This window comes from Desulfovibrio sp. JC022 (genome assembly GCF_010470665.1).
Lineage (GTDB): Bacteria > Desulfobacterota > Desulfovibrionia > Desulfovibrionales > Desulfovibrionaceae > Maridesulfovibrio.
In genome coordinates, this window is record NZ_VOPZ01000001.1 from 467,164 (window position 1) to 488,982 (window position 21,819).

The 21,819-nt window shown below is 48.0% G+C and carries 23 protein-coding genes; 12 read left to right on the forward strand and 11 right to left on the reverse strand.

What is annotated here, in order from left to right; genetic code table 11:
- Positions 1-3 precede the first annotated feature (3 nt).
- Complete coding sequence (locus FMS18_RS02060; protein ID WP_163292093.1) at positions 4-2,508, reverse strand: mechanosensitive ion channel family protein; 2,505 nt, start codon at positions 2,506-2,508, stop codon at positions 4-6.
- 275 nt (positions 2,509-2,783) lie between these two features.
- On the opposite strand from FMS18_RS02060, the gene aroL reads away from it, so the two are divergent.
- Positions 2,784-3,314 carry a shikimate kinase AroL gene (gene aroL, locus FMS18_RS02065; protein ID WP_163292094.1) on the forward strand — a complete coding sequence of 177 codons (531 nt, stop codon included), beginning with the start codon at positions 2,784-2,786 and terminating at the stop codon, positions 3,312-3,314.
- 1 nt (position 3,315) lies between these two features.
- Complete coding sequence (aroC, locus tag FMS18_RS02070; RefSeq protein WP_163292095.1) at positions 3,316-4,368, forward strand: chorismate synthase; 1,053 nt, start codon at positions 3,316-3,318, stop codon at positions 4,366-4,368.
- A gap of 42 nt (positions 4,369-4,410) precedes the next feature.
- Here aroC and FMS18_RS02075 read toward each other — a convergent pair whose 3' ends face one another.
- Entirely contained in the window at positions 4,411-5,175 is a 765-nt protein-coding gene (locus FMS18_RS02075; protein WP_163292096.1) for a cyclopropane-fatty-acyl-phospholipid synthase family protein, read from the reverse strand.
- Between the two features lie 205 nt (positions 5,176-5,380).
- A complete protein-coding gene (locus FMS18_RS02080; RefSeq protein WP_163292097.1) occupies positions 5,381-6,304 on the reverse strand; it encodes a radical SAM/SPASM domain-containing protein in 924 nt (307 codons plus the stop codon).
- Positions 6,305-6,415: 111 nt separating this feature from the next.
- Between FMS18_RS02080 and FMS18_RS02085 the strand changes: the two genes are divergently transcribed.
- Positions 6,416-6,709 (forward strand): MTH1187 family thiamine-binding protein, encoded by a 294-nt coding sequence (locus FMS18_RS02085; RefSeq protein WP_163292098.1) that lies wholly within the window; start codon positions 6,416-6,418, stop codon positions 6,707-6,709.
- Between the two features lie 23 nt (positions 6,710-6,732).
- Positions 6,733-7,227, forward strand: coding sequence for a hypothetical protein (locus FMS18_RS02090; protein ID WP_163292099.1), 495 nt, complete (start codon positions 6,733-6,735; stop codon positions 7,225-7,227).
- A 154-nt stretch (positions 7,228-7,381) separates the two neighbouring features.
- Here FMS18_RS02090 and FMS18_RS02095 read toward each other — a convergent pair whose 3' ends face one another.
- Together FMS18_RS02095 and FMS18_RS02100 are read right to left on the reverse strand one after the other, a co-directional pair.
- Positions 7,382-8,128, reverse strand: coding sequence for a UPF0280 family protein (locus tag FMS18_RS02095; RefSeq protein ID WP_163292100.1), 747 nt, complete (start codon positions 8,126-8,128; stop codon positions 7,382-7,384).
- A 124-nt stretch (positions 8,129-8,252) separates the two neighbouring features.
- Entirely contained in the window at positions 8,253-8,903 is a 651-nt protein-coding gene (locus tag FMS18_RS02100) for a lactate utilization protein (RefSeq protein ID WP_163292101.1), read from the reverse strand.
- A 371-nt stretch (positions 8,904-9,274) separates the two neighbouring features.
- Here FMS18_RS02100 and rpmH point away from each other — a divergent pair, with 371 nt between their 5' ends.
- From rpmH to FMS18_RS02135, 7 genes are all read left to right on the forward strand, one after another.
- Positions 9,275-9,409 (forward strand): 50S ribosomal protein L34, encoded by a 135-nt coding sequence (gene rpmH / locus FMS18_RS02105; RefSeq protein ID WP_136674522.1) that lies wholly within the window; start codon positions 9,275-9,277, stop codon positions 9,407-9,409.
- A complete protein-coding gene (gene rnpA, locus FMS18_RS02110) occupies positions 9,397-9,771 on the forward strand; it encodes a ribonuclease P protein component (RefSeq protein ID WP_163292261.1) in 375 nt (124 codons plus the stop codon). The genes rpmH and rnpA overlap by 13 nt, the downstream gene beginning before the upstream one ends.
- A 14-nt stretch (positions 9,772-9,785) precedes the next feature.
- Positions 9,786-10,034 (forward strand): membrane protein insertion efficiency factor YidD, encoded by a 249-nt coding sequence (yidD, locus tag FMS18_RS02115; protein ID WP_163292262.1) that lies wholly within the window; start codon positions 9,786-9,788, stop codon positions 10,032-10,034.
- A gap of 30 nt (positions 10,035-10,064) precedes the next feature.
- The gene (yidC, locus tag FMS18_RS02120) at positions 10,065-11,684 is read left to right on the forward strand and encodes a membrane protein insertase YidC (RefSeq protein WP_163292102.1); all 1,620 of its coding nucleotides are present in this window, start codon (positions 10,065-10,067) and stop codon (positions 11,682-11,684) included.
- Positions 11,685-11,736: 52 nt separating this feature from the next.
- Positions 11,737-13,263 (forward strand): RNA-binding cell elongation regulator Jag/EloR, encoded by a 1,527-nt coding sequence (gene jag / locus FMS18_RS02125; RefSeq protein ID WP_163292103.1) that lies wholly within the window; start codon positions 11,737-11,739, stop codon positions 13,261-13,263.
- A gap of 90 nt (positions 13,264-13,353) precedes the next feature.
- Positions 13,354-14,739, forward strand: coding sequence for a tRNA uridine-5-carboxymethylaminomethyl(34) synthesis GTPase MnmE (gene mnmE / locus FMS18_RS02130; RefSeq protein ID WP_163292104.1), 1,386 nt, complete (start codon positions 13,354-13,356; stop codon positions 14,737-14,739).
- A gap of 1 nt (position 14,740) precedes the next feature.
- Positions 14,741-14,998, forward strand: coding sequence for a hypothetical protein (locus FMS18_RS02135; protein WP_163292105.1), 258 nt, complete (start codon positions 14,741-14,743; stop codon positions 14,996-14,998).
- Between the two features lie 27 nt (positions 14,999-15,025).
- Here the strand turns inward: FMS18_RS02135 and FMS18_RS02140 are convergent, their stop codons facing one another.
- The 6 genes from FMS18_RS02140 to FMS18_RS02165 all read right to left on the reverse strand — a co-directional run bounded on the left by FMS18_RS02140 (position 15,026) and on the right by FMS18_RS02165 (position 21,136).
- Positions 15,026-15,700, reverse strand: a complete 675-nt coding sequence (locus tag FMS18_RS02140; protein ID WP_163292106.1) for a TIGR04282 family arsenosugar biosynthesis glycosyltransferase — start codon at positions 15,698-15,700, stop codon at positions 15,026-15,028.
- The gene (locus FMS18_RS02145; protein WP_163292107.1) at positions 15,697-16,404 is read right to left on the reverse strand and encodes a TIGR04283 family arsenosugar biosynthesis glycosyltransferase; all 708 of its coding nucleotides are present in this window, start codon (positions 16,402-16,404) and stop codon (positions 15,697-15,699) included. Before FMS18_RS02145 ends, FMS18_RS02140 begins: the two co-directional genes overlap by 4 nt.
- A gap of 142 nt (positions 16,405-16,546) precedes the next feature.
- Positions 16,547-16,897 carry a TraR/DksA family transcriptional regulator gene (locus FMS18_RS02150; protein ID WP_163292108.1) on the reverse strand — a complete coding sequence of 117 codons (351 nt, stop codon included), beginning with the start codon at positions 16,895-16,897 and terminating at the stop codon, positions 16,547-16,549.
- Between the two features lie 154 nt (positions 16,898-17,051).
- Positions 17,052-17,750 carry a class I SAM-dependent methyltransferase gene (locus FMS18_RS02155; protein WP_163292109.1) on the reverse strand — a complete coding sequence of 233 codons (699 nt, stop codon included), beginning with the start codon at positions 17,748-17,750 and terminating at the stop codon, positions 17,052-17,054.
- 91 nt (positions 17,751-17,841) lie between these two features.
- Positions 17,842-19,353, reverse strand: coding sequence for a 4-alpha-glucanotransferase (gene malQ, locus FMS18_RS02160; protein WP_163292110.1), 1,512 nt, complete (start codon positions 19,351-19,353; stop codon positions 17,842-17,844).
- A 103-nt stretch (positions 19,354-19,456) separates the two neighbouring features.
- The gene (locus FMS18_RS02165) at positions 19,457-21,136 is read right to left on the reverse strand and encodes an alpha-amylase family glycosyl hydrolase (RefSeq protein ID WP_368854137.1); all 1,680 of its coding nucleotides are present in this window, start codon (positions 21,134-21,136) and stop codon (positions 19,457-19,459) included.
- 240 nt (positions 21,137-21,376) lie between these two features.
- Here FMS18_RS02165 and FMS18_RS02170 point away from each other — a divergent pair, with 240 nt between their 5' ends.
- Positions 21,377-21,730 (forward strand): hypothetical protein, encoded by a 354-nt coding sequence (locus tag FMS18_RS02170; RefSeq protein ID WP_163292111.1) that lies wholly within the window; start codon positions 21,377-21,379, stop codon positions 21,728-21,730.
- The last annotated feature ends 89 nt before the right edge of the window (positions 21,731-21,819 follow it).

The window sequence follows — 21,819 nt, forward strand, 5'->3', positions numbered from 1 at the left end:
TTTTTATTCTGGTTTATCTAATTCTATTTTATTCAGGAAACGGTGTTTCCGCAGGGCCGCAGATCTGAAAGTCTTGCTGACAAGTTTCCGTTTTTCCTTGAGGGCTTCACGCTGAGCCGCAATTTGGGCCGCTTCATCGCCTTTAGGTTTGTATTTGGTTTTGACTCCGCGAAAGGCTACCTTGATTTTCTTACCTTGGAATTTTTGGTCCAACTCATCCATAATATCCGATTCCGTGGGGAATTTATCCTCAAAGTGGCTGACCCAGAAGTTCATTTCAAAGTCCAATCCTAACAGTCCAAAACGTTTGAATAAAAGATTAGGAGCAGGATCTTTGAGTACATTGGGATGTTTCTTGACTACTTTCATCATTATCTTTTTGGCTTTTTTGACCTTTGAGCCGGGAACAAGTGTGACCGGAATAGTCACTCTGATGCGGGTGTCCTGATAGTTGAGGTTGATGATTTCACCTTTAAGGAAACTTGAGTTTGGGATGATGACCATACTGTTGTCTAAAGCCTTAAGGGTCGTGTTGCGGATGGAAACATCGGCTACCGTGCCGATTATCTTTTTATGTTGCAGGGTGTCCCCTTTTTTGATTGATCCGCCGAAGAGGATGATCAGTCCGCTCACAAAGTTGCTGACAATATCCTTCATCCCAAAACCGATTCCGATGGAAAGGCCGCTGGCGATCCAGGTCAGTGCGGACATGGGAATGCCCAGCAGAAAGAAGGAAGCCAGCAGGAATACCACCCAGACAATGTATGATCCGATGGTGGAAAGGGTATGGGCTAATGCCGATTCAATGCGTTGCCCGTTAATTGAAGTATTGGTGACAAATGATTTCAGCCAGAAAAGGGCCAGACGTGCGGCAAAGAAAAGAATAAGGATGTAAAAAAGATTTTTTACCGAGATGTCCGCTCCGGCAATGTTCATGTCCATGTGCCGGAATACAAAGCGGGCAAAAGGAACACCGCCCATGTAAGCCGTGGCCCAGCCGATGAACATGAAAATGATCACAGAAACAGAGAGCGGGTAAAATAGCTGGACCATCTGATTATGGTGCTGTGCTTCGCGTAATCCCTGTTCAAATTTTTTCTGCTCGTCCTCGTCAAGTTCCTTATCTTCGGGAAGCTGGTATTCCGGCTGGGGCAGGTCGGTGATCATAATTGTTTTAAGGGCCGCGCAAATCTTCATGGTTACCAGAAAGAGGAACCAGATCTGGGTCAGCATCATGGCCTGCGTGCCAAATCCCAACAGGGTGAAAATTGCGGAACTGGCAAGGACAACTTTGTTCGCCTTGAATGTGGAACGGGTTATTTGCAGGGTATATCTGTTGCGGTTGGCGTGCATGGCTGCCAGCCCCGTCAGACTGAGCAGAAACCAGACTACGGACAAACATTCCGCAGGCAGGGTCAGCATGTGCATGATATCCCCGGCGGTCATCAGGCTCCAGAGGATGAACATTGGAGTATAAATGAGCGGTGCAGGCTGAACCTTTTCCCGTGCCCAGAGAAAATTGCGGGTACAAATGATGGCACCAAGGGTAATGGCTTCGGTCCAGAGCAGTCCGGTTATCTGGTTGGCAGTGAAAAGGGTCAAAATGCGGGCGAAAAGAATTGCCGTACCAAGCGAGATCAGGAAGAGACCCGTGTTGTAGAATGAGAGTTTATGGTTGCTGAACATGGGTCTGCGGAGCATTTTTTTTACCAGAGTGCGCAGGGTCAGCCAGAGGACAATGGTTATACCGCACATGATCAGCAGGAAATTATCCCATTCAACCCAGACGATAAGTGGGTGGTAGAATTTAGTGTAACTGTCCCGCCATTCATCAAATGAGTACCCGATATCTTTCCAAGCCTGCGGAAAAAATAAAATCAGTGCCGGCTCAAAATAAAAGCTTTTCAGGGTTTGGGCATAAAATTTGTGCGTGACTTCGCGGTCTTCAGCCATGGATTCGATAAATTTGTCTGATTTCAGCAGTGCCGCATCAATGGTTCGTTTCAGAGTGGCCGCTTCCTTGCGAACACGTAAATATTTGTCTCTGGTTTCTACCAATTTATGCTTAAGTTGCTGGTCGGTAATTTTGGTCTTGAAATGAATTTCATTAATAACATCGAAACCCTGCTTGATTTTCTTGAGCCTGTTTTTTTCGATGAGCAAATCAGATTTTGCAAGTTGAACATAGGACTTAACATCGTCCAGCTGCATTATGACCGTGCGGTAGGACCACGGAGTCTGTTTGGCCATTCCACGCAACATTTTTAACTGGTCGAGACGGACCTGTGCTTTATGAAGTCTTGTATCATATCTAGTGATCATGGCCGGAATGTGCTTGTTCAGTTCTTTGACAGTTATTTCCTGTCGCTGGATGTCGGCATCAAGGGTTTCGACCATACTCAGCAGGGTTTGGGTGGCTGTTTCGGCTTGTGAGTTTGCGGCAGCGGAGAAGGTGAGGAGTATAATCGAAAGAATCAGGAATAATCCTTTTTGTGTGCATCGGGGCATCTTTTTCTCCAAGGCTTGACAAGCCTGCTATTTTTCCGGTTAATTATCTGCATCCGCAGACTGCTTTTTCAGTTCGCTTCTTCACAGTCACGCCTGTGACCTTCTTTTCATGAAAATTTTCCGGTACTGACCGGATCATGTCCGGTAGAAAATCCTATTCGCAAACGTATATTTTGCAGTCGGCAATTCTTATTATTCAACGTACACTGCTGGTTGTACTAAATGTGCCTGACAAATAAAACATTTTTTACAGCTGATTATCAATCGGGAGAATTATGGTATCCAATATTTATCTGATCGGTTCCCGCGCCTGCGGTAAAACCACCGTGGGAAAACAACTTGCCGATAAGCTGCATCTTGACTTTTATGACACTGACGAAGTGCTCGTAAAAAAAGCGGATTGTGAAATAACGCAGTACGTGGAGCAAAACGGCTGGGAGAGTTTTCGTGGTCTTGAAGCTGAAGTACTTGGCGAGCTGGCGCAAAAGCAGGGCGCGGTTATCTCCTGCGGTGGTGGAATCGTAGTTCGCGAGGAAAACAGGACCCTGCTCAGTAAAAAATTTACCGTGTATATCAAGGCGGATGTGCAGACCCTCGCCAACCGTTTGCAGGCCGATCCCAATCATGATCAGCGTCCGTCGCTTACCGGAAAGTCCATTGTGGATGAAGTCCGGGAAGTGCTTGAAGCTCGGGAGACGCTTTATTCCGGTTGCGCGAGTCTAGTAGCTGACGGCTCCGCTCCAATTGAAGACGTATGTGACCAGATTTTAGAAAGCTACAAATTCTTCAGCAAAGGGGAGAAATAATATGAGCGGCAATACATTCGGCCAGATTTTTAAGGTTACCACCTATGGTGAATCTCACGGTCCCGGTTTAGGCGGAGTTATCGACGGATGCCCGGCGGGGATTGAACTAAGCGAAGAAATTATCCAACTTGAATTGGACCGCCGTAAACCCGGTCAGGGCATTGCATCCACCGCCCGCAAAGAGGCTGACCGGGTCAAGATTCTTTCCGGTGTTTTTGAAGGGCGCACTACCGGAACTTCCATCGGTTTTCACATTGAGAATACGGACCAGCGTTCCCATGATTATTCCAAAATAATGAATGTGTACCGGCCCGGACATGCCGACCGGACTTTTGATGCCAAGTATGGCTTTCGTGATTATCGCGGCGGCGGCCGTTCTTCCGGTCGCGAGACTGTTTCCCGCGTTGCCGGGGGGGCAGTGGCGCAGGAGCTTTTGCGCCAACAGGGTATAACCTGTCAGGCTTACTCTGTCCGTATCGGCGGAATTGACGGGGGAGTGAAAGATCCCGAAAAGGCTTACGAAATGCCATTTTTCGCTGCCGATCCTGATGTGATCCCCCGCTGGGAAGAGCGGGTCAAAGAAGTCCGTTCTCAGGGCGATACCCTCGGCGGCGTTGTTGAAGTACGCATCAAAGGCGTGCCTGCCGGACTGGGCGAGCCTGTTTTCGATAAAATCGACGCCCGCCTTGCTTACGCGCTCATGTCTGTAGGGGCTGTTAAAGGGGTTGAGATTGGTTCGGGCTGCAAGGCTGCCGATGCCCTTGGCAGCGAGAATAATGATTTTATGGATGAGGATGGTTTCCGCAGCAACAACGCCGGCGGCATTCTGGGCGGTATTTCCAGCGGGCAGGATATTGTTGTCCGTGCTTACGTTAAGCCCATTCCGTCCATCAGCAAGCCGCAGCAGACCGTTAACCGTGATGGTAAGCCGGAGGAAATCATAATCGGCGGCAGGCACGATATCTGCGCTATCCCGCGCATTGTCCCGGTGCTCAAGTCCATGGCCATGCTTACGGTGGCTGATTTTATTTTATTGCAACGAAGAATGGGCTAAAAAGTAAAAGGGATGGATGCTTTAGCATCCACCCCTTTATTTCTATTTCTTGGCGATTATATAACCGAAGCTGGTCCAGCGTCCGTTATCGACAGCAAGGGTTTTCGGATCATTGTCCGGGTCCTTTTTGCAGAAAGGGTCGTGTTTGGCGAATTCCATCCACCAGTCCCATGCATCAGGGGCATAGCCGCTTTCGATGATTTCAAATCCGGCCCGTTTAACGTCGGCAACAGTGCTGTCCACAGTCCTGAAGCATTCTTTCCACGGGAATTCCGGTTGTGAAACATAAGGTTCCAAGTCCTCGGGCAACGGTACGTCAAGGTGCATCGGCTCTCCCAATGCGAAGACACCGTCCGGCCTGAGTATCCGGTGAATCTCCTGAAGGCATTCAATATAGCCCTTTTCACCGCTGATTCCGCGGACCATCTCCAACGCTGTCGTTGAGCTGGCAAAGTCGAATGATTCAGATGCAAGGTGCGTTTCGGGCACTCCGATTTTCTGGGTTAAAACCAGATTTTCCACACCCCATTCATGAGCATTGGCCCGGGCATGTTCCACCATTGGCCTACCGTCCATACGGTCGTCCCACGGATCAATGCCGAACACGGATATTCCGTATTCTTTTGCCAGAAAGCAGGCCTGAATTCCACGGTTACAACCGATATCCAGCAGCCTTGCTCCGTTCCATATACCCATTTTCCGGGCTATGAAATCGCTGAGTTTTAGACCGCCGGGACCGCTGCATTGAGCGTATATGGTATCCAGATCGGTGTATTTTGATGATTTTGAATAATTAATCTGCGTCATTGGATGACTCCTGTTTCTTTAGTTTTTGGAATGGGCATCTGCCCGGACCGCAATAAACCCGGAGTCCTCCGCCTGCCGCGGAAACAACCCGTCAGCAGACGGATTACATTACTATTCTCTTTTTCATAAAATCCCCGTTAAATGTTTGTGTGTTAGGCCATAACAGATGCTACGGCCTGATAATAAATACAAATATTTTATAAATCTAGCCGGTGCAGGTCTTACAGATTTTCAAATTGCTGAAATCCCCGGCCTGATATTGGCGGATCAGGGAAATGAAGTGATCGGAGTTCCAGATTTCCTCTAAGGTGTTCTTATAGAGGTTGCCGAGAACTACGGTTCTGCGCCAATCGTGACAACAGATGATTACATCCCCGTTGTAGAGTACGTAAGCCTGCTTGAGGAAAAGATCACAGTCGCGTTTGAGTTTTTGTTTCTGAGTGCTTAAGCCGCTGATGTCGTCCCCGGCGCGGTTATCCAACTGGTGGATCTTGAAGGTTACATCACGCTTGGCCCAATGCTTCTTGGCGTATTCCAGCTCATCATGAACGATGGTGGTATCAAGGGTGGTGATGGAGACTTTGGGTCGTTTGGCACCTTTCTTTTCCTTGATGTCGAGGAATCTATCAATGTTATCTAGAATGTTGAATTTCTTGATGCCCATGGATTCAGTGTAAGTCTCGGCGGAATAGCCCTGCACGGAAACCCAGAGATGGCGCAGGCCGGATTCAATAAGCCGTTCGCTCATGTCTTCAGTAAGCAGAGCACCGTTGGTGTTAATCTTGGTGCGGGTGAAAGGCTTTCTGTTTTTTTCAATGTACGCGATACGCTCAGGCATTTTTTTATCCATGAGCGGTTCATTCATTAAATAAGGGCTGATACGGCCGATGAAATGTTTGCTGGTCTCATCGATGATTTTTTTGAAAAGATCATCTTCCATATGGCCTTGAGGCTGTGTATTATGAGTATGTTTCCAGCCGCAGAACAAACACATGGCATTACAATGGCTTGTGGTTTGAATCTGAATGGCGCGCGGAAAAGAGGGACGGGGACGTTTTTTGTCCTTCATCCAAGTTATCAGCTGTTGAAATTTGCCTTCGTCTTCCGCAGGCATATAATATTCACCCATGTGATTTTACTCCTTGTAAAATTAATGGCGGGTAATTTAAGTGTCGGTATTCGGGAGGCCGAACTTATAATGAGTTGACAAGCAGTGTCAACGTGTATGGAGTAGCAGATAATGAGTGTTCTTGTTGAATTGACAATATTCCCTACGGATAAGGGCGAAAGTGTCAGTCCTTACGTGGCAAGGGTTGTGAAAATTATCCGCGAGTGCGGACTTCCCTGCCAGCTTGGTCCCATGGGGACCTGTATTGAAGGGGAGTGGGCCGAAGTTATGGATGTGGTGACAAAATGTTATCAAGCCCTTGAAACTGATTGCGAGCGCATTTATATGCTAATGAAAGCCGACTGCCGCAAGGGTGCGGTGGACAGGCTGCACGGAAAGGTTGAATCTGTAGAATCAAAACTTTAACCGGGATCGGTTTGGAGAGTTTGATGAAAAAATTTAAGCCCGCTATTTGTGCAGGGTTACTGCTTTTGTTAATATTTGCCGTATCCGGTTGTGCTCATTTGGGTGTTTCGCATCTTCAGCGGCAGTCGTGGAAGCTCGAAATTTCGCGTATCATGCAGATGGAGTTCATGAAATTTGAGTATGAAATCGTACCCCGCAAGGATAGTTTCGGATTGCGCGGAACCGCCTACGTAAAGAAGAACAGTGTGCCTATGTGGGCCGGATGGATTGGTGAACTCTGGATTCAGGGCTATCTGTCCGATATGGACAGCGAGGTACTCGCTCAGGGATTGCAGGTCTTCTCCCCGGAAAAGCTGGAGGAAGGAAAGGGTATTCCCTTTGATTTCGAGCTTAAGCCGGATCAGCTTGATTCCGGGCCGCTTTACATTTCTTTCGGATACCGCATGGCTCTCTACAAAAGTCGCGAGGACAACAACGGTCCGCCGTTCATGGCTATTGAGCGAGCTGTCTCGCAGTAAGAATAGCTTGTGCGCTTCGCGCTTTTTGATGATCGTATTTTGCCTCCGGCGGCGCTTTCAGCGGGACCAGAGAAACTTTTGGGAAAAGTTTCTCTGGACTCTTCAAAACTTTTTATTATGCTTCGCAGTTCTGATTATAAATTGAAGTAATTTTTTAGAGTGCGATCAATTCCAGATTGCCCCATGCGCCGATTTTTGAATCGTATTGTACGAAAACACCATCAAGCCCGTGTTCCGAGAGAGCGCGGGCTTTTTCTATGACCAGCGGTACATCAGCAGGGGATTTGAGCAGGTTGGCAAGAGAGGTGGCGGCAGCATCGGCGAAGCGCGCATCTTTGGCCCGGACAGTGACCAGATCACCGCTGCCAAGACTGAGTGAATGTCCAATGGTTCCGGAAGAAGAACAGATGGAAAGGGGAAAATCTCCGGCTTCTACAGCCAGTCCGATTTTTGTCCCTGAATCAGGTTCGGAAAGCAGTCCGATTTTTCTTGGGTTGATTGAGTGCATGTAAATGTCCCCGCCGTTTTCCACTATTACATTGGGCGAGTAGGGCAAAAGCTGATCCGCCACAAACTGGGCCACCGCTCCGGCTACTGCCGCCATGGGGCCGACTCCGCAAGCCTGCGCACTATCCGCCATGGCTTTGATTACCGCATGCACATCACCCGGCACCGCAACCGGGACAAGGCTGGTGGCAAAGTTCGGGTTAAGCACAAAATGGGCGTTCAGTATTCCGCGAATTTCGTGAACCGCATCAAGTGCCTGCTCACTCAAATCCTTTTCAGCGACAATAAATAGATCAGTCTGCTCAACAACGACTTGAAATGAAATCTCGTTTCCAGATAGGGCAATGCTCTCACGATAGCCACGGGTATGATCAGTATGAATTTTCTTGCTCAAAATATTTTCAGGAAAGACAAGCGCGCTAAGGGCGAAGCCTAATAAAAGGTTTTGAAAAGGGGAGTCCAGAGGGGAAAAACTTTTGCAAAAGTTTTTCCCCTCTGGTCGCCGAAGGCATCAAAATTTAGAAGCCTAAATCTTCATTGATAAATACTATGTGAATGCGTCCTACTGGCGATGATTTTTCGGTGATTCCCCAGACATTACAGATACGATCCTTGGAGTTGCAGTCCTGACATTTACCGGTAACTGCGCAGGGGGTCTTACGCTTGAGGCGCATGGCGTTAACCGGCGCAGCGTATTCCTTAACGCGGCTGACAGCGGCATCAAGATCGGGACAGAGCTTGTTGCGGCCGACGAGGACTACCACATTACGGGGGCCGAAAGCCATGGCTGCCACACGGTTGCCTGTGCCGTCCAGATTGACCAGCTCACCTTCTTCAGTGAAGGCGTTTGCGCTGGTGATGAACAGATCGCTCAAAAGAGCCTGACGGCGGCGTTCAATTTTTTCAGCCATGGGCGGATTAACATCATAGGTGTCGATGACTTTTACTTTCTGAAGTTTTTTTATTTTGTCGTAGAGGCCGGAATCGACCACGCTCATGGAGCCGCCGAAACTGATTGATTTGGGTTTCAGTTTGGGAATGATTTTATCCACAACCAGAGAGGAGGCTGCCTTCTGGCTTTTGACTACGTATGTTTCATAGCCGTTGTCCTCGAAAACTTCTTTTATTTCACCAAGTTTGATGTCCCAGAATGTTTGTACGGGTTTCATTGGTTGCTCCTTGAAATTGTTCAGCCCGTTGGTTTGGACCGTTAAAAAAGTTGCCGCTTGAAAATATATGAAAAAAGCGGTGAAAAAAAAATGTGCACGTGATAAATCTTTTTAAACAAGTTAAAACAACTCCACGTCAGCATTATGTATGAATTCACTTTGACAGTACGGCCGCATCGGGGTATGCGGACTTGTTTTCGTTTTGAAGCAGCATAGATTATTCAGAGTGAGATTAAAAGCACTTAGCTGCACGGTCACATTGAAAACATTTCTTGACGATATCTGAAGTAGGGGATATATGTTCCCGTTCCTCGTAGCCGGAATTTGGTATCCGGCTTTATAACGTTATTAATTCTTGGAGAAATAGAACAATGAAAAGAACTTACCAGCCCAGTAAATGTAGAAGAAAAAGAACCCACGGTTTTCTCGTTCGCTCCCGCAGCAAAAACGGTCGTGCAGTTATTGCAAGACGTCGTGCAAAGGGTCGTAAAAGATTAGCCGTTTAAGTTGGAAGAAGGAGCATAAGCTCCTTAGGAAGCCTGAATTTGATCTCTGCTATGAGCAGGGAAAAAAGCTCTTCACAAGGAGTTTTATACTCTTTGTGCTGTGTCATGGTAGCGGCCCCAGCGGGGTCCGTTTGGGCCTTACCGTGAGCAGAAAGAAGGGTCCTGCTGTTGTCAGGAACCGGATTAAAAGGGTTCTACGAAGTTTTTTCAGGCTGAATCAGGAAAATTTTCAGGTGCGGGCGGATATTATTATTGTACCCAAACGTGCGCTGAACGGCAGGCTTATAACTTATGCTCTTGCCGAAAAAGAACTTCTCCCCATGATCGGAAAGATAAATAAACTTTCCTCTGGCGGGGAATAATGAGAAATCAGGGAATGCGGACTCTGTTTCTTTACCCGATACGCTTTTATCAGAAGTTTATATCCCCGTTATTTCCGGGGTGTTGCCGCTTCCATCCAACCTGCTCGCAGTACGCCATAGAGGCTATATCCCTTCATGGAGTGATCAGAGGGGGGATGTACGCTTTGTGGCGTCTGATGCGTTGTAATCCGCTATGCAAGGGCGGATTCGATCCCGTTCCCGCCCAAAAAAAAATTCCACCGCGCAGTCCCGGTTTGATTTGAAGGGACAAATTTTAGTGAGAAAAAAAAGACATGGATAATAAACGCGTTATTTTAGCTGTAGCCCTTTCGTTTGCAGTTCTTCTCGGTTGGCAATTCCTTTTTCCTCCCCAGCCGCAGCAACCCGTGCCTGCGCAACAGGAGCAAACCGCCGAGTCAAATCAGGCCGTTGATTCCAATGTCGCCGGTCCTGTATCAAGCCAGCTGCCTGATCCCGCTTCAACAAGCGCCATTGTTTCCGCCAAGGGAACAAAACTCACCGTTGAAACTCCCCTCTATTCCGCAGTGATCAATTCACAGGGCGGTCTTCTTGAAAGTTTTAAGCTTAAAAAATTCAAGGCAACCATTGATGCCGACTCCCCTGATGTGGACATGGTCGGTACTAATGCCCTGAATAAAGCTCCCATGGGACTTATTCTCAACGGCATTGCCACCTGGGCCAATGGAGTCTGGGGTTACGAGGGCGGAAACATCCATCTCGATGGTGACAAACTCGGTACAATTATTTTTCGTGGCGATGTGGAAGGATTCAGAATTGAGCGCAGACTCACTTTTCACGCTGACAACTACCTCATTGACGAAGATGTAAGGATTATTAACAAATCCAATCCCAGCGGCATGGGACGTTTGGCTTTTACCACAGCCACTAAGAGCCTGACCGCAGCTGATGACCGTTACAACCCTACCAGAATAGCATGGTTTAATGCAGAAGGTCTGGTCGAGGAAAATGATCGCGACGAACTCAGCGAAAACGGTGTCAGTGAAACCGGCAATATCAGCTGGGCCGCCATTGATTCCAACTACTTCATCCTCGCTCTTGTTCCCGGTTCCGATTCCGTGACCATGAAAGGTAAGTTGCAGGATGATATTTTCCGTATCGCAGCCGAACAGAATGTTTCTTTTGATAAAGATATTGAACGCAAGCTGTCATGCTCTTACTACTTCGGACCCATGGATGCACCGCTTATGGCGAAAGTGCCCGGTAATCTCGACAAGGCGATCGACTTCGGCTGGTTTGATATTATCGCCAAGCCTCTTGTCGTGGCTCTTGAGTGGTTTAACCAGTATGTCCACAACTACGGTATTTCAATTATCCTGCTGACTATTGTCATCAAGATTCTTTTTTGGCCCCTGTCTCACAAGAGCTACAAATCCATGGAGCAGATGAAGCGTCTGCAGCCCATGATGGCCAAACTTCGTGAGAAGCACGGCGATGACAGGGAAGCTCTGAACAAAGAGATGATGCAGCTTTACAAAACATACAATGTCAACCCCGCAGGCGGTTGTCTGCCCATGCTGCTGCAAATTCCGGTTTTCTTTGGACTGTACAAGGCATTGATGGGAACAGTTGCGCTCAGGCATGCTGATTTCGTCCATTTTCTGCCTTTTACTGATATTGTCTGGCTGGCCGACCTTTCGGCAAAAGACCCGCTTTACATCACTCCTATCGTGATGGGTGCTACCATGTTCCTGCAGCAGAAAATGACGCCTTCAGCGGGCGACCCGACCCAGCAGAAAATCATGATGTTTCTGCCCCTCGTGTTCACTTTTATGTTCCTCAACTTCCCTTCCGGGCTGGTTGTATACTGGATGGTGAACAACGTACTTTCAATTGCACAGCAGTGGATGATGATGCGCAATGTTAAGAATTAGAGCGTAACAAGCTGATCGGATTTAATGGAGTGAAGAACAATCAGGAGATAGAATGAGCGAATTCATGGAATTCCAGGGGAAGAATTTAGACGAGGCTATTAATAATGCCTGTGATCATTTTAGTCTGAATCGCGACAAACTTGAGATAGAGATCCTTAGTGGAGGTTCTACCGGAGTTTTCGGTCTGGTAGGAAAGAAAAATGCAAAGGTTAAAGCCCGTCCCAGAGGCGCGGATAACCGCAATGCGCTGAACGATGATTCCAGAAGAGGAAGAGGTCGTCAGCCAAGAAGAGAGCAGCCTGAAAGAAGACAGCCTGAGCCTAGACAGGCCGACCGTCGCCGGGAAGAGCCCGCTCCGGTTGCTAAAGAAGAAACAGCTCCTGCTCCGCGCACCGAGCCTGAAGTTCCTGCAATCAAGCCCGAGGCTGAAGTTGCAGTGAAGGAAGAAGGCGAGATTGCTGTTAAGCCTGAAAGCGAAGTTGCTGTAAGGGACGAAGCTCCTGCTCCGGCAGTTGCTGAAGAACAACAGTCTGAATTCGGTGAAGAACAGCGTGAAGAGCAGCGCGAGCGTCGTGAAGAACGCCGTGAACCGCGCAGTATTATGGAAGGAGATCCTGAAGATATTGCTGCCGCTGTCCGCGAAGCTCTTGAAACGATGATTGAACCCATTATTCAGGGTAAGCCCAAACTCGAAATAGAAGTGGGCGAAGATCGCGTTAATGTTCTGGTGGATGATGAAGAAAATTCCGGCCTGATTATTGGCCGTGAAGGGCAGACTCTGTCTTCCCTGCAATACCTCTGTAACCGTATGGTCTCCAAGAAATTGCAGACTTCCGTGCGTGTTCAGATTGATACCGGCGACTACCGTGAGCGTCAGGATGAAAAACTCCGTCAGCTGGCTTGGCATCTTGCCGATAAAGCCATGCATACCGGACGTGTTCAGTCCACAAAGCCGCTCAGCTCTTACCATCGCAGAGTAGTGCACATGGCTTTGCAGGAAGACAAGCACGTCAATACCCGCAGTAAAGGCGAAGGCCCCATGAAGCGGGTTCTGATCCTGCCCCGTCGCAGTCGTGGCGCAGGAAGCGGCGGAAGACGTAATGATGGTTATAATTCTCGCGGCAATGACCGTTACAATTCCCGTAATGATCGCAATGATCGTAGTGGTGGGCGCAGGGATCGTACTGAACGTCCTGAACGCAATGACCGCAGGGATCGTACCGAGCGTCCGGAACGTAATGACCGCAGAGACCGTACCGAGCGTCCAGAACGCAGAGATCGCAACGATAATTACGGCGGACGCGGACGCAACGATAACTATCGTGGACGCAATAACCGTAATGACAATTACAACAACAGGAACCGTGACGAAAACTTCGGAAACCGCGAAGAGTTCAACCGTCCGGCACCTTTTGATGATAATTACGGCAATCGTTACAACAAAGACGATAATTACGGTAACCGTCAGTCCCGTTACAATAATACTCGCCGTAACGACCGCACTAACGATCGTAACAAAGATGGCAACAAAGACGGTAACAGCACTAATTACAACAGTGATCGCTACAACCGTTACTAGTTGTCAGTTCACGATCGCTGAATAACGATTTTGAAAACCCCGTGGACTCTGGTCTGCGGGGTTTATCCTTTCTTTTAGGGAGATATTGATATGTCCATAACTTCCACCGGGACCATTGCCGCCATAGCCACCCCTCCGGGTGACGGCGGGGTCGGAATCATCAGGATCAGCGGTGATAAAGCCAAATTAATTGCTAAGGAAATTTTCCGTCCGGCAAAGGATTCCTTTTCAAGTTTTAAGCCCTACACCATGCATTACGGCACTGTAGTGGATGCTGATTCCGTTGAGATAGATGACGTCTTGGCTGTTTTTATGCCCGGTCCAAATTCCTACACCGGTGAAGATACCATTGAGCTTAATTGCCATGGCGGCCGCGCCATTCTTGGTGCTGTTCTCGGAGAAGTGCTTTTAAAAGGCGCACGGCTGGCTAACGCCGGAGAATTCACCCTGCGAGCTTTCCTGAATGGACGTATGGATCTTACACAGGCTGAAGCTGTAGCGGAGATGATTCACGCTCCCTCACGCGGTGCGGCCCAGCTTGCCAAGGTTAAGCTTTCCGGTGTGCTTGGTGAGCGTATCAGCGGATTGCGTGCGCGTTTGGAAGAGCTGCGGGCCCAGCTTTGTGTGGCTGTTGATTTCCCTGAAGATGAGCTTGAGTGTCTCCCCCTTGAACAGATGCAGTCCGAAGTGGGTGATGCAGCAAAGAATATTTCTGAAATATTATCCGGTGTTGAACGGACCAAGGCCTGGCGTGAAGGCGGTCTGGCTGTTCTTTCCGGTAAAGTAAATGCCGGTAAGTCCAGCCTGCTTAACGCGCTTTTGGGTCGTGATCGGGCTATTGTTACCGACATTCCCGGAACCACCCGTGATTTTATCGAAGAAACCCTGAACCTTGACGGTTTACAGGTCCGGGTAGTTGATACCGCCGGTTTACGCGAAACAAGTGATGCCGTGGAGCTTGCCGGGGTGGATATGGGGCGCGATCTGGCTTCTCAGGCCGATCTGGTTCTACTTATCATTGACGGTTCCAAACCGTTTGCTCTTGCTGATCTTGATCCGCAGTTTGCAGATAAGGCCGGTGAGTGCCTTGCGGTAATTAATAAATCGGACCTTGATCAGGCTGATCCTTCTCCTGCTGAAATTATGCGTAAAGCCGGGTACGAGGTTGTTGAAATTTCAGCCAAAAAGGGCCAAGGTATTGAGCGGCTGGCAGCCCTGATCCGTGAGTATATCCTCAAAGGAGCAGGTGAGCCTGATCCTGATGCGCTGGTTCCGAACTCTCGTCAGGCTGTTACCTTGAAAAAGGCTAATCGTGAGCTTGAGGAGCTTCTTGGTGATATCGCAATGCAGGTTCCTTATGATCTGCTTGGTGTCCGTCTTGAGTCTGCTTGCAGTGCCCTTTCCGAGATAACCGGGGAGATTACGCCGCAGGAAGTGTTGAATTCAATTTTCGAAAATTTTTGCGTTGGAAAATAAAATGGAAGACAGTAAATTTGTTGATCTCAAAGGCGTGACTTGCGGACTTGTACCCATCATTGTGAACCATCTTGATACCACTTCCAATCCGGTGGTGGAATTTCAGGTCCGGCTTGGTATCCGCGAAGAGCTTATGAGCGGATTCGGGACAGGCGGTAACTGGGATATTGAAGTAATCGACGATCTAGGCTGTGATCGTCTGCGCTTCAGCCGTCGAAAGGATTCTAATGAAGATAGATTAAATATTGTAGAATATTAAAACGCCTCCGACGTCCAAGAACTTTTATTAGTTTTGATTCGACTTAGCGCGGTAATTTTTTGCTAAAGAGGCTAGGCTTTTGGGGCATAATTTCAAAGCCTTGGGGTTGCTGAGTAGATTTTTCAAATCTTCCACAGTGTCCATGTCCTGATGCTCTGGAAGAATTGCCGGAGTAATACCTTGCTTTTTCAGCCGGGAAATTGTTTCGGGAAAGACCTTTTCCGTACTCCATTCCATGTTTTTGAAGATGGAATCTGTTAAATATTTTTTTTGAAAACCGATCAGGTAATAGCCCCCGTCACTTGCAGGTCCGATGCAAACGGGGGCTTTTTTTAGGGATTGTCTAGCTTGAAGAATACAATCAGGATCGAGATCGGGCAGGTCGCTTCCGGTGAGGATGCAGGAATCAAAACCCTGCTCAAAAGCAGCCAGTAACGCATTGTGCATGCGTTCTCCCAGGTCATTGCCCTGCTGGGGAATATAGATGCGTTGCCCTAGCCATTCCCGGTATTTCTCTTTTGGCTGAAAGGGGTCGTATGTGATGATCGGATCAAGGCCTGCACTATTCATATTGCCAAGCATATCTTCCACAAAAGCGGTGTATAATTCAGCAGCAGCTTCGTAGCCTATATCTTTACCTAGACGGGTCTTTACCTTACCCGGTTGGGAATATTTTACAAAGACGACAACAGCGCATTTCATGATTCAGTTTTTCGCCTGCGGTACATGTTCTTTAGTGTGGCGGGATTTACTCCATATAAATGCAGGACGCGTAAAAAAGTATTGCGCAGCGCGCAACGCAAGGGGCCTGTGTCGATATAGCGACGGGCCGAAGTTATAACTGCCACTTTGAGAATGACTATTTCCTTGCGCTGCTTCTTGATTGACTGGAAAAATTCTACATCTTCCATAAGTGATATTTCCGGAAATCCGCCCAATTTTTTGAAAGTTGTTCTGGGAAGGAAAATAGCCTGATCTCCGTATGGAACGCGCTCGACCCTGCACCGTAGATCAGCGAGGAATGCAATAAGTTTCATGGAGCGTGAAGACGAGTCAAAGCCGAGCTTAAAGGCCCCGGCTGTGGCGCAGGGCGCAGCAAGGGCCTTACGGATAAGATTACCCGCATCGGGCGGCAGGGTGGTGTCGGCGTGTAAAAAGAGCAGGACGTCACCTTCAGCTTTTTGCGCACCGGAATTCATCTGGACCGCTCGTCCGGGAGGTGACGATAAAAGCATCACCTCATCGTCGACAACAGCGGACATGGTGGACCCGTCAGCAGAGCCGTCAACGATGATGATTTCAGAATTTTCCCCGCAACATTCCTTCACATTCGCGATGCAGGAGCGAATAGTCTCCGCCTCATCATAAACCGGAATGATGACAGATATTTTCAAGTTTGAAAGCATAGTGCAGTACTATACTTTTTCCCGTGCCCGATAAAGGGGCAAATTTTTATAATTTCCAGAGGCGAAGCCCTGATAAAAGGTTTTAAGGCTCCCGGCAGGGTCGCCGAAGGCTCTTAAATCAAAAGCGCGGAGCGCATTAAAATTATCCTACACGACCGAGTTGGTCTTCTTCCATGCGGGACTGGCAGGACACGCAAAAGCGGGTAGTCGGGTTCGCTTTGATGCGGGCAATGGCTATTTCTTCACCGCAATCTTCGCAGATCCCGAAATCCCAATGCTCGACGCGCCCTATTGTTTCTTCAAGCGCAGCGATGAGTTCGCTTTCGCGCACATGCAGGGCAAGGTTGATTTTTTGTTCGCTGATGCGGGATGCATACTCGTTGTCGTCAGCACAGCTTTCTACTGCAGTGTCACGGGACTGGACTCGTTTAACAAGCTCAGTAAGTTTTTCTTCAAGATGCTTCCTGATATTTGTTCTCTGGACAGAATTCATAATAAACCTCCGACTACAGTTGTGGAATTGATTATTAAATCCTTTGACTGTGAGGCTTATATCTCCACCAGTCAGGAAAAAAATCGCATTCCGGTTACGGAAGTGAAACTTTATTATGGCTGGAGTGATCTATAAATTTTAATCGGTTCCGGGTCTAAAATTTTCTGCATTCAACAAACATAAAATTGGGTTTAGTCGAAAGCCTTTTGTATGTTGCGGGGTTGATGTTTTGTATTTCTGGTTGCGGATTGCCTTCATTCAAGCCGGTAACACACAGACCAGCTTGGGTGATGGCGGCGAACAGTTCTGTAAGCGGCCTGCGATAGAATGAAACTTCGACGGGTTCACCGATGACGTCCCATTTTTCTGTAATTAATTCTTTTTCAAAATAATTGCCGGAAACAGACGTTTGAAAATCGAGCACAGGATGATGTGTTGAAAAAATAAAGCGTCCAGCCTTTTTTAAGACTCGTCCGATGTCGGAAAAAAGAGGATTCAGGTCATTTATATAATGAATAGTCAACGCACTGATTACGAGATCGAAAGATGCATCAAGCTCGTCTGGCAGCCCGCTGGAAATGTCGTGCGCGTAGCATCTGAGGTGTCCTTTAAATTGTTTTTCCAGCAATTCTAACATCTTCTGTGAAATATCAATTGCAGTGACGTTTGCACCATTTTCCAGCAAGTGCCGTGAATGCTCCCCTGAAGCGCAGCCTAAATCTAATACAGACTTATCTTTGAGATAAGGCATCATGGCTTGCAGCGTGGGACGTTCAAACCTGGCATTATAAATGTTTTTTTTGATGGCCTCACTGTATTGATGGGCATGTTCCGTATAAAGCCTGTTTTTCATGAGTTTTTTCAGTGGTTATCTGGTTTATTGGGGGAATTTTTTCTCATGCTCTATTCATAGCTGTCAACGTTGTTTTCTAGATGATAGAATATCAGTCAATTTTACTGGTCCGCCCGAAAAGCTCGGTCATTTCACCGAGACGTTCGCGGATGAGCGGGGTCAGTTGGCCGGGAGTGAGTTTCCAGCCCCAGTTGCCGTCAGCCTCGCCGGGAACGTTCATGCGTGCCCGTCCGTCAAGGCTGAGCAGATCCTGCGCCTGAATGACACATAGGCAGCCGACGCTGGACATGAGCAGTCGGATCAGCTCCCATGAAATTTTTGCATCGTCTATCCAGTCGTAGCCGAGGTAAGAAAGCAGGTGCTTGCGACTCATTTGATCTGCATCATCAAGAAACCAGCCCCGGTTGGTATTGTTGTCGTGGGTTCCGGTGTAAACCACGGAATTACGTTTGTGGTTGTGCAGGGCATCCCCGCAATAGCCGATGTCGTCCCCGAAGGAAAATTGCAGAATGTTCATTCCCGGCAATTGAAAGCGGTCCTTGAGCCAGATAACATCAGGTGTGATGTGCCCAAGGTCTTCAGCTATGATTCTCAGGCAACCCATTTCGTCGGTCAGTTTTTCAAAAAGCAGATGTCCGGGCGCGGGTTCCCAGTATCCTTCCATGGCTGTTTCGGCCTCGGCGGGCACTTCCCAGTAGGCGGAAAAGCCTCGGAAATGGTCAAGGCGTACCCAGTGGTACAGGCCCAGATTGTGTTTCATACGGCTGATCCACCAGCCGAAACCATCATTTTGCAGTACATCCCAATTGTAGACCGGGTTGCCCCATAGTTGCCCTTTTTCGCTGAAATAGTCCGGCGGTACTCCGGCCACGCAATATGCTTCACCGTGTTCATCAAGCTTGAAAATTTCCCGGTTGGCCCAGACATCGGAACTGTCGTGGGTTACATAAATGGGCACATCCCCAATTAGTTCAACACCGATTTCATCGAGATGATCTTTAAGCTGGCCCCATTGACGGAAGAATGTCCACTGGCAGAATTTTACGTAAAGAATTTCGCGGTAGAGTTTTTCACCCCAGTGGCGCAGACCGTCCTCAGTACGGTCGCGGATGTCTTCGGGCCAAGTGGTCCAGCTTTCGCCCTTGAAATGTTTTTTCAGGGCAGTAAACAGTGCAAAATCGTTGACCCAATGCATGTTATCCCAGATGAACTGGTTGAATACCGGATCTTCAAGCAGGGTATTGGCGACATGCGAAAATGCTTTACGCAGAAGGTGCTCTTTGACCTGCCCGGCCATATCAAAGTCAGCGTGATCTGAATCAGGGAGAGTATGTTTCAGGATTTCTTCATATTCCAGCAGACCGTAATCAACCATCATTTCCGGGCTGATCAAAAGCGGATTTGCCGCAAAGGCGGAAAAACCGGAATAGGGCGAGTTGCAGAGGTCGGGAGCTGTGGGAGTGATAGGCAGCACCTGCCAGAATCTTTGTCCGGCTTCAGCCAGAAAGTCTGCAAAAGCGTATGCCGCAGGACCCAGATCACCGACACCAAACCGGGAAGGCAGGGAGGTAAAGTGTAGAAGAATGCCGCTGGAACGTTTCATTTTTTATGTCTCCTTCTTGCTCTGCAAAGCTGAATAAAGTCGTGCTGACTTCTAACATTAGCATATTGCAGGGCAAGTGGGGAGATGTCCAGCCTATATGTTTTTACCTGATTGAAATATCTTCGGCTCGGACCATGAGTTCGGAGTAGAGAAAGAGAGCGAAGGATTGGGCTGCTATTTTCACTCTGCCGTCCGGGGGTAGGATACCCGGCAGGGGGGCACCTGTTCCGGCAAAAGAATTGGAACCACTATATATTTCAGTGGTCCAGACACCTTCAGGTAGATATCCGGCAATGCAGCACTCTGCTTCTTTCTTACCGAAATTAAAAATGGCTGCCGCGTATTTTTTGTCTCCGGATGTAGGGTTGCGAAATATGAGGATAACGCCCGGAGTTATTTCCTGTACCTGACACCTGCTGCGGCATGGTTCGTGGATGGTGGGATGTTCTTTTCTCACCTTGAGCAATTTGCGGTACAGGGAGAGCATGGCCCGGCCTTGATCGCTGTCAATATTTTGCCAGTTCAGATGGCACTGGTTGACTGAATCTTTGCAGTCCGCATCGGTAAAATAGTTAAACGGGGCGGTTTCACCGTATTCCTCGCCCATGAAAATCATGGGTACGTATGGTGAAAGCAAGGTAGCCCCGGCACTTAGTTTGGCTGCCTCAAATCCTGCTTTTTCAATTATCCTGCATTTTGAGTCATGGTCACCATTTTCCTCATGCCCTTGGGAGTAGACTACGAACTTGCAGCCGCGCAGTTCGGATCTACTGCGTCCCTGAAGCCTGAGATAGTGATCGGAGATTTCTCCACGGTATGCAAAGCCGTACTGCATTGCTGAAACCATGCGCTCAGGATCGGAGTAGTCCTTGAAATGGCCTTCGCTGTTTCCGGTTACACGATTCTGTAAAGCGGAGTAAAAATCATCATTGTAGAGGGCATCCAGACCGTATCCTCCCTGTTCCGGAGGCAGGACCGGGCGCAGGGCATTACGCTTGTCTCCATTGATCAACACACAGTTTCTGTTATTGTTTTTGGCAAATTTTTTGATCTGCGTGGAAAGTTCTTCAAGAAAATGGATGGGGGTCTGGTCAAAAATCTGGTCGGCATCCTTAATTCGCAATCCGTCCACATGGTAGTCACGCAGCCACGAAAGGGCGCATTGGATATAAAAGTTCCGCACTCCGAAACTGAATTTCTCATCGTAGTTCAAGGCCCGTCCATTGGGAACATTATATTTTTCACTGAAAAAAGGTGTGTAGGCAGGTTCAAGACTGTCTACCGGAATCAGGCTGCCGAATGATACGTCAAGTATGACCGCGATTCTTTTCCGGTGGCATTCTTTGACCAGTTCCTTAAGATCTTCGGGGCTGCCGTATGGCGGATGCACCGCGTATGGATAAGTGGTTTCGTATCCCCAGCCCTGTATGGATGAAAAATTAGCCACAGGCATGAGCTGCAAGGTGTTTATCCCCAGTTCTTTGAGGTAGGGAAGTCGGGATGTAATGCCTTTGAAATTTTTTTCCGGGCTGAAGGTTCCTACATGGGCTTCATAAATGATCATCTCGCTCATGGGTAGACCGGAAAATATGTCTCCTTCCCAGTCAAAAAAATGATGATCAACGACTGCGGAAGCGTTGTTAAGCTCTGAAGGCTGCCATAAGGAAGCCGGATCAGGGATTGCCGGGCCGTCATCAATTGCAAAAGAATACAGGTCTCCCGGACGGATTTTTTCAATGGTTGTTTCGTGGAATCCATATTGGGCCGGGGTTAGTTTTTCCACTATTTCGTGTTGAGATTGTACTTTTATTTTAACCTCTTGGGCATGCGGGGCAAAGATTCAAAATGAACATTTACCATCTTCATGAAGTCTTGCTCCGAAATATTTTTCATTCATAAATACGCCCGTGATAAAAAAAGATTTTGTTTGTTCAAATAATAATGTATACTGATACCAACAGTCGGCTCGTCTTTTGCATGTGATTGAGTACTTGCATCTCGTAACAGCATCAGGAGGCAGACCATGAATAATCGTCAACACCGTGAAGCGTCTGAGGAGCGGGTCAAGATTGCTGAAGTCATGGCCGGAGAAAGCGCAATACTTCATGAACTGGATTTTCAGGATGTAGCGATATCCACCACCGCCGTGCAGACCCTTAGAAAGGCTGCTGTTGCAGTTATGCAGAGATTTTTGCCCGGAAGTCGTCCCGAAACACTGACCAATTCACAAGCTATAGCATTTTTCATAGATCGTGTGTTTTGGGATCAGGATACAAAGGGGTTGATACTGTGTGCCGACGTGGCCAAACGCAGTTTCTGCATCCCAATCCCAAGGGATCATTGGCATATGAAAGCCGATCTTGGAACTATTCAATAGTTATTTTTTGATCGTTTGACAAGTAAAAAATAAAAAGCAGGTATTTTATATCTGCTTTTTATTTTTTATTAAGTATAGATTTGTCTGTT